This is a genomic window from Halosimplex aquaticum, from assembly GCF_028747785.1.
Lineage (GTDB): Archaea > Halobacteriota > Halobacteria > Halobacteriales > Haloarculaceae > Halosimplex > Halosimplex aquaticum.
This window is the reverse complement of record NZ_CP118158.1, coordinates 1,414,279-1,427,973: the sequence shown is the minus strand read 5'-3', so window position 1 is coordinate 1,427,973 and position 13,695 is coordinate 1,414,279. Positions and strand designations below refer to the sequence as shown.

Genomic DNA, 13,695 nt, shown 5'->3' with positions numbered 1-13,695 from the left:
ACCGCAGGCCGAAGGCCGAGGAGCGCAGCGAGCGCCTCGACCGGAACCGGCGGGGGCTTTCACCCTGTTCACGGTGCTGTCGATTCCCGAACCCGATGCGGCGTTCACTCTATCTGAAATTTCCGACAGCAAACCGCCGACAGCAGGTTCTACTCCCCGGACCCGACACAACGGCTTTGCCCCGTCCGCTCCAAAATCGACCCGATGCACCGCGTCATCGGCGAGCGGTCGCTGGAGGAGACGAGCGTCGATCCCGATCTAGCACGGTCGCTCCTGCGCGATATCGTTCGCGCCCGCGTCTTCGACCACCGGGCGGTCGCGCTCCAGCGCAGAGGGTGGATGAGCGGCTATCCCCCCTTCGAGGGCCAGGAGGGGTCGCAGGTCGGCGCGGCCCACGCGCTGGCCGACGACGACTGGCTGTTCCCGACCTACCGGTCGAACGCGATGCAACTCGCCCGCGGCCGGCCGCCGGCCGACATCCTCCGCTTTCGGCGCGGCCTCTCGGGGTTCGAACCCGAAGCGGCCGCGGGCGACTCGGCTGACGGGACAGGCCACGACGGCCGCCGCGGGACCACCTTCACCGCGGCGACGCCCATCGCGACGCAACTCCCCCACGCCGTCGGCGCGGGGATGGCGGCGACGCACCTCGGCGAGGACCACGCGGTCTGTGCGTACCTCGGCGACGGCGCCACCTCGGAGGGGGACTTCCACGAGGCGATGAACTTCGCGGGCGTGTTCTCGGCGCCGGTCGTCTTCTTCTGCGAGAACAACCACTGGGCGATCAGCCTGCCCGAGGAGCGCCAGACCCGAAGCGAGACGATCGCGCAGAAGGCCAGCGCCTACGGCTTCGACGGCGTCCGCGTCGACGGGAACGACCCGCTGGCGGTCTACGAAGTCGTCGCCGAGTCCCGGGAGCGAGCGCGATCGGGCGACCCGGTGCTCGTCGAGAGCCTCACGTACCGCAAGGGCGCGCACTCGACCAGCGACGACCCGGACCGCTACCGCGGCGACGTAGACCTGCCCGAGTGGCGCACCGCCGACCCGCTGGAGCGCACCGCCGAGTACCTGCGGGAAGCCGGCGCGATCGACGAGGCGTTCGTCGACGACGCTCGGGAGAGCGCGAACGCGGAACTGGACGAGGCCGTCGCGGCCGCGGAGTCGACGGCCGAACCCGACCCGGAAGCGGCGTTCGACTACGCCTACGCCGAGTTGCCGCCGCGGGTCGTCGCACAGCGACGCGAGGTCGTCGAACGCGGTCGCTCCGGTCAGGACTAGCGGGGGCGGCGGTCCCGGAGCGGTCGCATCGGAGAATCGCGGACGGCGGAGCGGAACTCAGTCGAGGCAGATGTACGTCTTGGTGTCGGCGACCCCGCCGAGGTCGCGGAGCTTCGTCGCGACCCCGTGCATCAGGTCGTACACCTCCTCGCCCGTCGCCTCGACGATGATGTCGTACTGCCCGGCGACGATGTGCGCCTCTTCGACGCCGTCGAGGTCCCGGATCGACGCGAGGAGTTCCTCTGACTTTCCGGCCGCCGTCTTCACCATGATAAAGGCCCGCACCATCGTACTCGAAACTTCTGCTGGGCGGGCCAAAAACCTTCCCCCGACGCTCCGAAACCCCGAGAAACCGGCCCGAGTGTCACTATTACACACACCTTCGTTCAGAGCGAGTCTCGGGGTCGCGAGCGGCGGGCGGAGGTACCTTTATTCCCCGCCTCGCCGTACGGATTGACATGCGATTCGTTATCGTGGGTGCCGGCCGCGTCGGACTGCGGACGGCGCGGGCACTCGAAGACAGCGGACACGACGTGGTCCTCATCGAACGCGACCCGAACAAGGTCGACCGCGCGAAGGCGGAGGGGTACCAGGTCATCGAGGGCGACGGCAGCGACGAACAGGTCCTGCTGTCGGCGGATCTGGGCGACGCCGACGCGCTGGGCGCGCTGACGGGCGACCTCTCGACGAATTTCGTCGCCTGCATGGTCGCGAAACACCACGGCTGTCGCACGGTCCTGCGCATCGACGAGGAGTACCGCGAGGAGATCTACCGCAAGTACGCCTCCGACGTCGACGAGGTCATCTACCCCGAGCGCCTCGGCGCGATCGTCGCCAAGAACGCCCTGCTGGGGGGGAACATCCGCGCCGTGGCCGACATCGCGCAAAATCTCCAGCTCGTCGAGCTGACGGTGACGAACGACTCGCCGATGCGCGGCTACACCCTGAGCGAACTCGAACTCCCGGCCGACACCGAACTGCTGGCGTTCGGCAAGCAGGGCGACGCGCTCACGATCCCCGACGATGACGTGTCCATGGAGGTCGGCGACACGCTCGCCATCCTCGCGGACTTCGAGAAGCTGGACGACGTGCGCCAGATCGTCGTCGGCGAGGCGGTCGCGGCGAAGGGGGGTGCCTGAGATGGTCCGCGCCTACGTCATGGTCAAGGCCCACTCCGGGGACGCCGAGCGACTCAAATCCGCCATCCTCGACGTCGAGGGGGTCGAGAGCGCCTACATCGTCGCCGGCGACGTCGACTTCATCGCCACGGTCGACGTGGCGGAGACCGCCGACGTGAAAGCCGTCGCCGCCACCCACATCCAGAACATCGACGGCATCGAGGACACCCAGACCTACGTCGCGATGGACTAGCGGTTCTGCGGTCTCTTTTCCGATCGACGTGTCGTCGGGCTGCGGCCGTCAGGCGTGATACGCGTCGGTGATGCGGTCGAACTGGTCAGTCGAGAGCGACACGTCCATCGCGCCGAGGTTCTCTTCCATCTGGTCGGTCGTGCGAGCGCCGAAGATGGGGACGCAGGTGAACTCGCGCTGGTCGGCGAGCCACCGCAGCGAGACCTGCGCGGGCGTGGCGTCGACCTCGTCGGCGACCGCGCGGACGGCGTCGAGCACGCGCCACTGCCGGTCGGAGAACTCCATGTCCCAGTCGTGCAGCGCCGCGCGCGAGTCGTCCCCGGCCTCGCCCTGCTCGTACTTGCCGGTCAGGAACCCGCCGTCCAGCGGCGAGTACGGACAGACTGCGAGGTCCTGGTCGGCGCAGACGTCGAGGTAGTCCTGCGGCCGGTCGGTGGCGTTGAACCGCGGCTGGGTCGCTTCGAACCGCTCCAGTCCGTCGACTTCGCTCACGGAGAGGCCCTTCATGAGCTTCCACGCCGCCATCGACGACGCCGCGAGGTAGTGGACCTTCCCCTCCTCGACCAGGCGGGTGAGCGTCCGGAGCGTCTCCCGGATCGGCGTGTCGTCGTCCCAGCGGTGGATGTAGTAGACGTCGAGGTAGTCGGTGTCCAGGCGGTCGAGGCTTTCCTCGATCTCCGCGCGGACGTTCTTGCGCGAGAGGTTGCTCGAGAAGCGACTGACGCCCGCGTTGTACACCTTCGAGGCGATCACGTAGTCCTCGCGGTCGCGCTCGGCGAGCCACTCGCCGATCCACTCCTCGGACTTGCCGTTCCCGTAGCTGTTGGCGGTGTCGACGAAGTTGCCGCCGGCCGCCGCGAACGCGTCGAGCAGTTCGTGCGCCTGCTCGCGGTCGGTCTCGACGGTCCCGTCGCTCCCGGTCTTGTTGAACCGCCACGTCCCGAAACACAGTCGGGAGACGTCGAGCCCCGTCGCGCCGAGTTTCGTGTACTCCATGGGCCGAAACCGGCTGGAGTCCGGTTAACCGTAGCGGAAGCGGAAGCTGCTCGAAACCGGACGGGGTCATGCGTCCGCCCCAATCACCGATTCACGCGTCCGCTACCGTCGTCACTTCACGTGCGGCGCGAAGAGGTCGGCGTACCGCGTCTCGCGCCGGAGCGCTTTCTTCGACTGGTCGCGCAACACGTCCAGGCCCATCTTCCACGAACGAGTCTCGTCGGGATTGGGCATGTCGCGCAACACGTGTTCCGATTCCGCGAACTCGCGGGGCGTCCAGAATCGGGCGTCGGTCGCGTCGGACCCCGCTTCGAGCGGCCCCGTCGTCTCGCTGCGGTCGACGGCGTAGTAGACGTGCATCCGGAACATGTCCTCGTCGACTTCCTTCCCCACGTCGTAGAGGTACACGAGTTCGTCCGGGTCGACGGACAGCCCCGTCTCCTCTTCGAGTTCCCTGGCGACGCCCTCGCGCGGCGACTCGGGGATCTCCGGCACGCCCTCCGGGATCTTCCACGTGCCTGCCTCCCGGAAGTCCTCGACGAGCAACAGCCGGTCCCCGTCGACGACGACGATTCCGCTGCCGAGGACGGCGTTGTGGAACACGAAGTCGTCGCAGGCGTCACAGCGGTACACCGTCGGCCCCTCGACGAGTTCCAGTTCCGACCCGCAGTACGGGCAGTAATCGGGCGGATAGTTACCCATACCCACACCGGACGCGGCCCGAGCACGTAACGGTGCCGTCGAAACGATCGTGAGAGATACGCCTGGTGAGTAGACCGCCGCGATCGCCGTTCGCGGCCAGCGTCACGGAGAGCCCGCCAGCGACCGCAACTCGGCGGCGACGACACCGATCAACAGGCCCGCGATACCGCCGGCAGACGCCCAGAGGAGGGGATTCCCCCCGGAGCCGAGCAGTACAGCGGCCGCTGCGCCCGCGATGGCCCCGAGGGCGCCGATCTCGCCGGCGCGATCGTCCGGGTCCGGACGCAGGAGTTCTCGCAGGTCCATGGACGGTCGACGCTCGACACCGGCAAAAAGCCCACCCTCGCAGCGTCCGTCGCTCGGTTCTCCGGAACGCACGGTCGCCCGACGGCCTCAGCCGCGGACCACGAAGACCACGCCGAGCACGACGAGCAGTGCCCCGGCGACCAGCCGCCGCGTCACCCGCTCGTCCTTCCGCAGGAAGAGCGCGGCGCCCCCGATCACGAACAGCGTGCTCGTGCTCAGCACGGGCGTCACGACCGTGACCGGCGTCCGCGCGAGCGCCTCGTAGTACGAGAGCAGGTACACCGTGTTGGCGACGCTCGCGGCGACGAGCCACCGGTTGACGCCGATCGGCTGGACGCCGCCCTCGCGCATCGCCCGCCACAGGAGATAGAGGCCGAACCCCGCCGCCGCCGCGGCGACGCGGACCGTGACGGCCACCAACACCGGGGTGCCGTCTGCGAACCCGATCTTCGTGAATATCGGGTCGATGCCGAGGAACAGCGCCGCGGCGACCGGGAAGGCGAGCGCGACCAGCAACTGCCGGCCGGACTCGGTCCCGGGCGCCGCCCGGCTGTCGAGGCTCACGACGACGGCGCCCGCGAGGAGGAGGGCGACGCCGAGTAGTAGAACGGGCGTCACGCGTTCGTCGAGCACGAGGACGGCCGCCCCCAGCGCGAACAGCGGGACGAGCGCCCGGAGCGGTTCGGCGCGGCTCGCCCCCAGTCGCTCGATGCCGACGAAGTAACAGGCCCGCGCGAGGAGCGACCCCAGGAGCCCAGCGACGGCGAACGCGGCGACCGCCGTCCCCGTCAGCCCGTACTCCGGATACGCGCTGGCGCCGGCCACCGGGAGCAACACGAGCAGGTTGACGCCGAACATCACCGCGATGACCTCGGTGATCGACCGGGTCCGCGTGCCGAGACGGACGGCGAGACTCTGGGCGGCGAAGGCCAGCGCCGCCAGCACCGCGAACCCGACGCCCACGAGCGACTGCGTCATCGCGACGCCGATACGGCGGACCCGACGTCCGCGCCGGCGTCGAACGGACGTCCGCTCACTCGGTGGTCCGGAACGCCCGGTCGCCGGCGTCGCCGAGCCCGGGGACGATGTAGCCGTCGTCGTCGAGTTCGTCGTCGATGGCGACGGTCAACAGATCCGCCTGCGGGAACGCCTCGTCCACCCGGAGGAGCCCCTCGGGCGCGCTGACGGCAGAGAGAACGAAGAGGTGTTCGGGGTCGGGCTGGCCCTCCAGCACGCGCTCCAGCACGGCGCACATCGTCGACCCGGTGGCGAGCATCGGGTCGGCGACGATGACGGTGTCGTCCGGTTCGATGTCGGGGAGTTTCACGTAGTCGACCGAGATGGGGAACTCGCCGTCGTCGTCCATCCCCGCCTCCTCGTCGCGGCTGGCCGAGATGACGCCCTGGCGCGCCCGCGGGAACGCCTTGAGCAGCCCCTCGACGAAGGGGGTAGCCGCCCGCAGGACGTTCACGATGACGACGTCGTCCAGCCCCTTGACGCGCTCGCCCATCGTCTCGGTGAGCGGCGTCTGGACCGAGACGTACTCGGTCTCCATCGCGCCGTCGATGATCTCGTAGCCGCAGATCCGGCCCAGCTTGACCAGCCCCTTCCGGAACGCCACCTGTTCGGTCTCCACGTCGCGCAACTGCGTCAGCATGTCCCTGGCGAGCGCGTGCGTGACGAGGCTCGCGTCGCCGCGGTCTTCGATCGTCATACGCCCGTCTCCGTGCGGCCTCCCCAAATATCCACCGCGCTCCGGATCTGTGGTTGCTGTAGTAGTCGGTAGGGACACCACTGACGGCAGTGAAACCCGCCCGCTAGCAGTCGGAACCGCAGACGACGACAAGCGACGAAAGCCCTCGGCCCGCTCGCGCGGTCTGTGCGGGATATCCTCGGTCGCTGTCGCTCCCTCGGATAGAGCCCGCGCAGACCGCGCGACCTGGCCTCGCCCTTTCAGTCCGCCAGGACCGGCCCGCACAGTACCGCACCGCGCCACGCGCCTCCCCAACCGACTGCGATGCTCCCTCGCTCCGCAGGCTCCGCTCGGTGCGCTTCTCATCCCTCGCACGGTTCCGTCGCGAGATGAAACTCGCGACAGCGCGCGCCTGATTGAACGGTCACCAGTCTACGAACGGTTCGAAAGATAGACGAACAGCGAATCGAGACCGCGGCCTCAGTCGCCAGCCGCAGCGGCGACGCCGAGTTCGTCGAGCAGCGCCTGTGCGGCCGCGGACGACGATTCTGGGCCGCGGGCTGTGACGAGGTCGCCGTCGACGGTGACGCTCGCGTCGGCGTCGAGTTCGGCGTCCCAGTTGCCGCCGGCGGCTTTCACCTCGTCTTCGACCCAGTAGGGGAGCTTCCGACCGTCGGGCATCCGGTCGTCGTCGTCGACGATGCCCTCCTCCCACTCGTTGGGGAAGCCGGTCACGTCGCGCCCGTCGACGAGGAACTCGCCCTCGTCGGTGCGGGTGAACGCGAGGATGCCGACGGCGTGGCAGACGACGAGCGCCGTGCCATCGTCACCGGCGACGGCGTCGCGCAGCAGCGCTCGGGCGTGTTTGTCCTGATTGACGTCCCACTCGGTGCCGTGGCCGCCGGGGAAGACGACGGCGTCGTACCCGTCGGCGTCGACCCGCGCGACGGGTTCGGGGTCGTTCAGTTCCGCGTGGTTCTCGTGGACCTCGCGGGCGCGTTCGGCGGTCTCCTCGCCCACCTCGTCGGGGTCGACCGACCGCTCGTCGACGACCGGTGGGTCGCCCGACGGCGTCGCGACTGTCACGTCCACGCCCGCGGATTCGAGCGTGGTGAGCGGCTCCACGCACTCCTCTGCCCAGTACCCTTCCTCGCTGACGACGAACAGTGCCGAAGTCATGGCGTGCGCGCTACGGCCGCGAGACTGGTAAGGGATCCTCCGCCCGACGGCCTTGCCGGAACCAGCGACGGAGACGGGGGTGGAGAGAACGGGTCTCGCTCTCCCTTCACCGCAGGACGGCGAGGTACGTCACGACGGCGAGAAACAGCGTCGCGACCGCGACGTTCGCCCAGGTGAACTCGCCGATCCCCACGAAGTCAAGCGCGTAGACGACGCCGAGGCTGAACGCCAGCGACAGGAGGAGGTCGAGCGCGAGCAGCACGCGGATGTCGCCGTCCGATGGCGTCTCGCCGTCCGTCGCCATACCCACGAGCGCGGCCGCCGTCCTCTTAGGTGTGCGGGTCGGTACCACTCGGGGCGGTCGGTGGCCACCATGTCCCGACCCCGGTCTCGACCGCCTGCGCCGGCGGCCTTGAACACGCCCGGCCAAGACGTAGGAGCGTTCGGGCCCAACCGGGCGCATGAAGCTCCGGAACCGGGAGGGGACGGCGGTCGACCCGGTCCCGTTCCTGGTCGTGACGGGCGTCGCCTTCGCGATCGCGTACTCCTACGGACCGCTGTACTTCGCGGCGCTCGGGCTCCCGATCGGCTACGGCGTCGCCGTCTCGACCGCGCTCTTCCTCGCGGCGACCGCGGGGACGTACTACCGGCTGGTCTGGACGCACCGGCCGGTTCGCCGCGAGGAGGTACCGGTCGGCGAACGCTTCGAGCGGCTCGTGCTGGCGACGGTTGCCTGCGTCGGCGTCGTCGCGCTGCTGGCGCTGCCGCTCGCGATGTGAGAGTCGAACGCGCTCGCAGCGGGAGCGGCCGCCGCTCACGGGAACGCCGGCGGGGCCGAGACGATAGCCTCATCCCGACACGCGCCGACGAGAGAGACATGACCGACCACTTCGAGGTCCACGAGCGCGACGGCGCGGCCCGTCTCGCCGAGTTGCGCCTCGACTCGCCGGTGACGACGCCCGCGCTGGTCACCGACGCGGACCGCGCCGACGGCGCGAGCGGTGCCGCCGGCGCGACCGCGGACGACGGCGACAGCGCTCCCGAAGCGGGCCTCGCACACCCCGTCCTCACCGACCCCGGAAGCGGCTGGGCGACCGAGCCCGACGCCCCCGAGGGCGACGACGCACACCTGACCGTCCTCCCCGCCCGCGGGTTCCCGGCGGGGACGCCCGAGGAGGTCCAGGACGCCTTCGACGCGGAGTATCCGACCGTCGACTTCCCGAGCGCCGCCGTCGTCTCCACGGAGACGGCGACCGACCACGGCACAGACGCCTACGTCCTCTCCGGGGCGCCCGGCCTCGTCGGGCACGCCCGGGCCTTCGTGGACGCGATGATCCGGGTGCGTGAGGCGATCCCGCCGGACACCGCCCTGTACCTCCCCGGCGTCGCCACGCCCGCGAACGTCGCGACGCTGGTCTACGCGGGCGTTGACCTCGTGGACGCCGACCGGGCCGTCGTTCGGGGGACCCAGGGCCGCTACCTCACCGTCGACGGCCACCAGTTCCTCGAAGACCTCGACGAACTGCCCTGTGCCTGCCCGGCCTGCCAGCAGCCCCGCGAGGAGTTCGACCGCGCGGACTGCGCCCGACACAACGTCAACGCGCTGGCCGCCGCGCTCAAGACCGTCCGCCGGAGGATCCGCGACGGCCGCCTCCGGGACTACATCGAGGGCCAGGCCCGTCACGAGCAGTGGCTGACCGCCACCTTCCGCCGGCTCGACCAGCAGTACGGCTACCTCGAAGAGCGCACGCCGGTCCTCCGGCAGGCCGAGATCACGGCGGCGACCGAGGACACCATCCGCCGCGTCGAGATCCAGCGATTCGCCGAGCGCGTCACCTCCCGGTACCGCAACCGCTTCGACAACCCGCTCGTGCTCGTACCCTGCTCGGCGGCGAAACCTTACAGCGACTCCCAGAGCCACAGGCAGTACCACGACGCCGTCCAGTGGCGCGCCCACAAGGTGTCGATGACCTCGCCCATCGGCGTCGTCCCGCAAGAACTCGAACTCACCTACCCCGCCCAGCACTACGACTCCGTGGTGACCGGCCGCTGGAGCGCCAACGAGATCGAGTTCGTGGCGAACGTCCTCGAACGGTACCTCGAACGCACCGACTACCCGCGGGTCATCGCGCACGTCCCCGACGACTACCGCCCGATCTGCGAACGCGTCGAGGAGAGCCTCGGGACGGAGTTCACGTACACCGTCGAGGACCACCCCACCACCACGGAATCGCTCGGCAACCTCGCCAGCGAGCTCTCCGGCGAGCCTGCGTACGGCAAGCGCGAGCGCCAGCACAACACCGTCAGGGCCATCGCCGACTACCAGTTCGGGGCGGGCGCGGGCGACGCGCTGTTCGACGACCTCACCATTCGGGGCAGTCAGCCCGGTCTCCAGGCCCACGACGGCGACGGCGAGCAGCTCGCCGTGGTCGTCCGTCCGTACGGGACGCTCGCGTTCACGCTCGCGGGCGCTCGCCGCTGGGTCGAGAGCGAGGCGCCGACCAAGCGGATCGAGATCGACGACTTCGTTCCCCACGGCAGCGTCCTCGCCCCCGGCGTCGTCGACGCCGACGAGTCGATCCGCGTCGGCGACGAGGTCGTCGTCGAGGGACCGAGCGCGTTCGCCGTCGGCCGCGCGGAGATGACGGGGCCGGAGATGGCCGCCTCGACGCGCGGAATCGCCGCGGAGGTCCGCCACGTCGACGAACTGGACTGACGCCGCCGACCCCGGCACGGACCCCCAGCCCGCTCCGCCGCTATCGCCTTCGATAATCCCCCCGCAATAGTTATCTCGGGGAACGGGAAAGTTCGGTGCAACGTGACTCTGCGGACCGAGCAGCCGGGCGGGACCTGCGTAGAACGTGGGAGGGGAGCCGCGTGAGCGGCGACTCGGCCCGCTACTCGTGGCTGCCCGCGGAGGCGGAGCGCGACCGCCTCGCCGGCCTCGGTGCGACGCTGACGCGGGTGCTGTTCGGCGGGCGGCCGGGGCTGGCCCTGTTCTGCGGGTCGCTCGCGCTGTTCGTCCTGACCTGGCGCGTCGGCGTCTTCTTCAACGACATCGGGCTGTTCGTGCCGATGCTCGAACGGATGAGCGAGGGACACCTCTCGTTCGGGAGGATGGGCGAACTCGACTACGGCTATCCGGGGATGCACTACCACGACGGGCTCGTCTACGGCCGCGGGTACGGCGTGGTCGGGCTCGCGCTCCCCGTCCTCTGGGGGCTGGAACTGCTGGACCCGCTGGTCGACCTGCGCTGGCTGGTCGTCGTCGGCTGGAGCGGGCTGGCGCTGGCGACGTGCGCGCTCGTCGGCGACCAGATCGGTCGGCGCCGTCGCGGACTCGCCGTCGGGGCCGGTCTCGCTGCGGTGGCCCTGATCGGCAACGCCTGGTTCCACAAACCGTTCCAGAGCGACCTGATTATCATGGCGCTGCAGCTGTCGACCATGTTCGCTGGGGCGGCGATCGTCGTCGCCGTCTATCGACTGCTCGCCGACCGGCACGGCGAGACCGTCGGTCTCCTCGGCGGCGCGACCGTGCTGTTGGGGACGCCCGTCGCGTTCTGGGCGACGACGCCGAAGCGGCACACGCTCACCGCGATGTTCGTCGTCCTCGCGCTCTACGCCTTCGCGCGGAGTCGTCGAGACGGAGAATCGGTGCGGAACGCGGCGCGCTTCCGGGGCGGCGCGTACGCCTGCGCGGGACTGCTCGCCTGGGTGCACGCGCCGGAGGGGTTCACCCTGTTCGCGGCGATCGCAGCCGTCGACATCCCGACCGCACGGCGAAACGACGCGCGGACGCTGGCCGTCGTCGGCGGGATGTTCGCCCTCTCGCTCGTCCCGTTTCTGGTGACGAACGCCCTGATATCGGGCAATCCGGCGTTACCACCGCACTTCCTCGACGCGTACCACGGGCAATCGCCGGCAGACGTCGGAGTCGGGGGGGTGAACGGCGACGGTGGCGGCGGAATCGGAAGGGGAGGGAGTACAGGCGGAGTCGCATCCGACGGGTTCTGGCCCGTCGCGGTACTGTGGACGGTCGTCGGTGCCGTCCTCGGGAAGTTCGACGCCATCTCCCCGTTACTCCAGCGCGCCGCCAGCATGTACGTGAACGGATTCGTCACGCTGTTCACCGACCCGGACGACATCGTCGAGATCGGCATCCGGTGGGGCCAGAACAACCACGAAACGAGCAACATCTTCTTCGACGGCGGAACGAATCTCTCGCTCGTCGAGTCCGCTCCCGTGATCGCGGCTCTAATCGCGCTGCCACTCCGACGGCGGATCGGCGAACTCCGGGCGGGTACCGTTCGACTCCGCGACGCCGTCGACCCCGTCGACCTGGTGGTCGTCGTGTTCGCGGGGCTGTTGACCTGCCTGTACATGAACCGGCTTCCGGTCCACGCCATGGTCACCGTCCGCTATCTCCACCCGCTGTATCCCCTCGCGGTGTACGCTCTGTTCCGGATCCCGCGGGTCCGGTCGATACTCCGCACGCGGACCCGGACCGCGGTCCTGGGCTACGAGGCGGCCGTCCTGTTCGGTGCGCCGATCGCGTTCGGCAGCCTGCTCGTCTTCGAGACGGCCAAGGGACAGGTCGTCCAGCAGTTCGGCGTCGCGTCGCTGGTCGTCGCGACGGTGCTCGCGGTGGCTCTCCTGCTCAGTCGACGGGACGACCGGGCCGAGACAGTCGCCGCCGGCGCGTTCGGCGCGGCCGTCGGGCTGGCGACGGTCTACCTCCTGTTGACGGCGTTCGTACTGATGCACTACGGTCCCTCGGCGCTGCCGGCGGTCGACGCGCTCGCCGGCGAGTTCCGCTGGTGGACGCTGACGATGCCCGAGGGGTGAGCGAGCGGCTGGGATCCGTCGCTCGTCGTCCCGCTCTCGCGAGGTGAAAGGCCGGACCGCCGGAAGGCGACACAGTCACCTTCCGTGCTCTCGGACTTCGCAGGGCGAAGTCCGGGACCGCCGAGGTTTTATCGCCCGACCGGGTAGACTGGCCCAATGAGCAAGCCGAGCCCCGACGTCTACGAGCAGGGCAAGGGGATGGACGCCCACAACAAGGTGATGCGCGAGGTGCGCTCGCGCAACGACGCCAGCTACGACCCGCGCGAGCCCACGCGGGTCTGGCTCGACGAGGACAACACCCCGGACGGCTTCGTCGATTCCCTCACCATCATCCTCAACACCGGCGGGTGCCGCTGGGCGCGCGCCGGCGGCTGCACGATGTGCGGCTACGTCGCCGAGTCCGTCGAGGGCGGCTCCGTCGCCCACGAGGACCTGATGGCCCAGATCGACGCCTGTCTCGAACACGAGCGCGAGCACGCCGAGGACCTGCGCGGCGAGCAGGCCGACCTGATCAAGATCTACACCTCCGGGTCGTTCCTCGACGAGCGCGAGGTGCCCGCCGAGACCCGCCGGGCCATCGCCGAGACCTTCGGCGACCGCGACCGCATGGTCGTCGAGTCGCTCCCGGACTTCGTCGACCGCGAGAAGGTCCGCGAGTTCACCGAGCAGGGCCTGGAATGTGACGTGGCCATCGGACTGGAGACGGCGACCGACCGCGTCAGGCACGACTGCGTGAACAAGTACTTCGACTTCGCGGACTTCGAGGACGCCTGCGCCGAAGCGAGCGCCGTCGACGGCGGCGGGATCAAGGCCTACCTGCTGATGAAGCCGCCGTTCCTCTCGGAAGGCGAGGCCGTCGCGGACATGAAACGCTCCGTCCGGCGCTGTATCGACGTCGAGGGCTGTCACACCGTCTCGATGAACCCCTGCAACGTCCAGCGCTACACGATGGTCGAAGACCTCTACCACGACGGCGGCTACCGCCCGCCGTGGCTCTGGTCGGTCGCCGACGTGCTGGAGTCGACCGCGGACGTCGACGGCATCGTCGTCTCCGACCCGGTCGGCCACGGTTCCGACCGCGGCCCGCACAACTGCGGCGACTGCGACGACCGCGTCCAGCGGGCCATCAAGGACTTCGACCAGCGCCAGGACCCCTCGGTGTTCGACCAGGTGTCCTGCGAGTGCGAGCGGACCTGGGAGGCCGTCGTCGAACGCGAACGGAGTTACTCGCTGCCCCTCGCCCGATAGCCGCGACCGTCTCTCCCGGCTCTCGACTCGGGCCGGGCCGACCCGGTTCGACCCGAAACGATCCCCTCCGAGATCGGGAT

Annotated in this window: 15 protein-coding genes; 7 read left to right on the top strand and 8 right to left on the bottom strand. The window is 69.8% G+C overall.

The window, feature by feature from the left end:
- Positions 1-204: 204 nt before the first annotated feature.
- Positions 205-1,275 carry a thiamine pyrophosphate-dependent enzyme gene (locus PSC72_RS07105; RefSeq protein ID WP_274325195.1) on the top strand — a complete coding sequence of 357 codons (1,071 nt, stop codon included), beginning with the start codon at positions 205-207 and terminating at the stop codon, positions 1,273-1,275.
- Between the two features lie 57 nt (positions 1,276-1,332).
- Here PSC72_RS07105 and PSC72_RS07100 read toward each other — a convergent pair whose 3' ends face one another.
- A complete protein-coding gene (locus PSC72_RS07100) occupies positions 1,333-1,563 on the bottom strand; it encodes an Lrp/AsnC family transcriptional regulator (RefSeq protein WP_274325194.1) in 231 nt (76 codons plus the stop codon).
- A gap of 170 nt (positions 1,564-1,733) precedes the next feature.
- Here PSC72_RS07100 and PSC72_RS07095 point away from each other — a divergent pair, with 170 nt between their 5' ends.
- Both PSC72_RS07095 and PSC72_RS07090 read left to right on the top strand, forming a co-directional pair.
- Entirely contained in the window at positions 1,734-2,414 is a 681-nt protein-coding gene (locus PSC72_RS07095; RefSeq protein WP_274325193.1) for a potassium channel family protein, read from the top strand.
- Position 2,415: 1 nt separating this feature from the next.
- The gene (locus tag PSC72_RS07090; RefSeq protein ID WP_274325192.1) at positions 2,416-2,646 is read left to right on the top strand and encodes an Lrp/AsnC family transcriptional regulator; all 231 of its coding nucleotides are present in this window, start codon (positions 2,416-2,418) and stop codon (positions 2,644-2,646) included.
- A 48-nt stretch (positions 2,647-2,694) separates the two neighbouring features.
- Here the strand turns inward: PSC72_RS07090 and PSC72_RS07085 are convergent, their stop codons facing one another.
- The 7 genes from PSC72_RS07085 to PSC72_RS07055 form a co-directional block, all read right to left on the bottom strand.
- The gene (locus tag PSC72_RS07085) at positions 2,695-3,642 is read right to left on the bottom strand and encodes an aldo/keto reductase (protein WP_274325191.1); all 948 of its coding nucleotides are present in this window, start codon (positions 3,640-3,642) and stop codon (positions 2,695-2,697) included.
- A 111-nt stretch (positions 3,643-3,753) separates the two neighbouring features.
- A complete protein-coding gene (locus PSC72_RS07080; protein WP_274325190.1) occupies positions 3,754-4,344 on the bottom strand; it encodes an NUDIX domain-containing protein in 591 nt (196 codons plus the stop codon).
- Positions 4,345-4,446: 102 nt separating this feature from the next.
- Entirely contained in the window at positions 4,447-4,650 is a 204-nt protein-coding gene (locus tag PSC72_RS07075) for a hypothetical protein (protein ID WP_274325189.1), read from the bottom strand.
- Positions 4,651-4,737: 87 nt separating this feature from the next.
- The gene (locus tag PSC72_RS07070) at positions 4,738-5,628 is read right to left on the bottom strand and encodes a DMT family transporter (RefSeq protein ID WP_274325188.1); all 891 of its coding nucleotides are present in this window, start codon (positions 5,626-5,628) and stop codon (positions 4,738-4,740) included.
- Between the two features lie 55 nt (positions 5,629-5,683).
- Positions 5,684-6,364: a uracil phosphoribosyltransferase gene (gene upp, locus PSC72_RS07065; RefSeq protein ID WP_274325187.1), complete on the bottom strand. Its 681-nt coding sequence runs from the start codon at positions 6,362-6,364 to the stop codon at positions 5,684-5,686.
- Between the two features lie 459 nt (positions 6,365-6,823).
- Complete coding sequence (locus PSC72_RS07060) at positions 6,824-7,522, bottom strand: type 1 glutamine amidotransferase domain-containing protein (protein ID WP_274325186.1); 699 nt, start codon at positions 7,520-7,522, stop codon at positions 6,824-6,826.
- Positions 7,523-7,628: 106 nt separating this feature from the next.
- The gene (locus PSC72_RS07055) at positions 7,629-7,826 is read right to left on the bottom strand and encodes a hypothetical protein (RefSeq protein WP_274325185.1); all 198 of its coding nucleotides are present in this window, start codon (positions 7,824-7,826) and stop codon (positions 7,629-7,631) included.
- A gap of 157 nt (positions 7,827-7,983) precedes the next feature.
- Between PSC72_RS07055 and PSC72_RS07050 the strand changes: the two genes are divergently transcribed.
- The 4 genes from PSC72_RS07050 to PSC72_RS07035 all read left to right on the top strand — a co-directional run bounded on the left by PSC72_RS07050 (position 7,984) and on the right by PSC72_RS07035 (position 13,615).
- Complete coding sequence (locus tag PSC72_RS07050) at positions 7,984-8,301, top strand: hypothetical protein (RefSeq protein WP_274325184.1); 318 nt, start codon at positions 7,984-7,986, stop codon at positions 8,299-8,301.
- Positions 8,302-8,399: 98 nt separating this feature from the next.
- Positions 8,400-10,238 (top strand): archaeosine synthase subunit alpha, encoded by a 1,839-nt coding sequence (gene arcS, locus PSC72_RS07045; RefSeq protein WP_274325183.1) that lies wholly within the window; start codon positions 8,400-8,402, stop codon positions 10,236-10,238.
- A gap of 161 nt (positions 10,239-10,399) precedes the next feature.
- Entirely contained in the window at positions 10,400-12,367 is a 1,968-nt protein-coding gene (locus tag PSC72_RS07040) for a hypothetical protein (protein ID WP_274325182.1), read from the top strand.
- A 156-nt stretch (positions 12,368-12,523) separates the two neighbouring features.
- Positions 12,524-13,615 carry an archaeosine biosynthesis radical SAM protein RaSEA gene (locus PSC72_RS07035; RefSeq protein ID WP_274325181.1) on the top strand — a complete coding sequence of 364 codons (1,092 nt, stop codon included), beginning with the start codon at positions 12,524-12,526 and terminating at the stop codon, positions 13,613-13,615.
- Positions 13,616-13,695 lie beyond the last annotated feature (80 nt).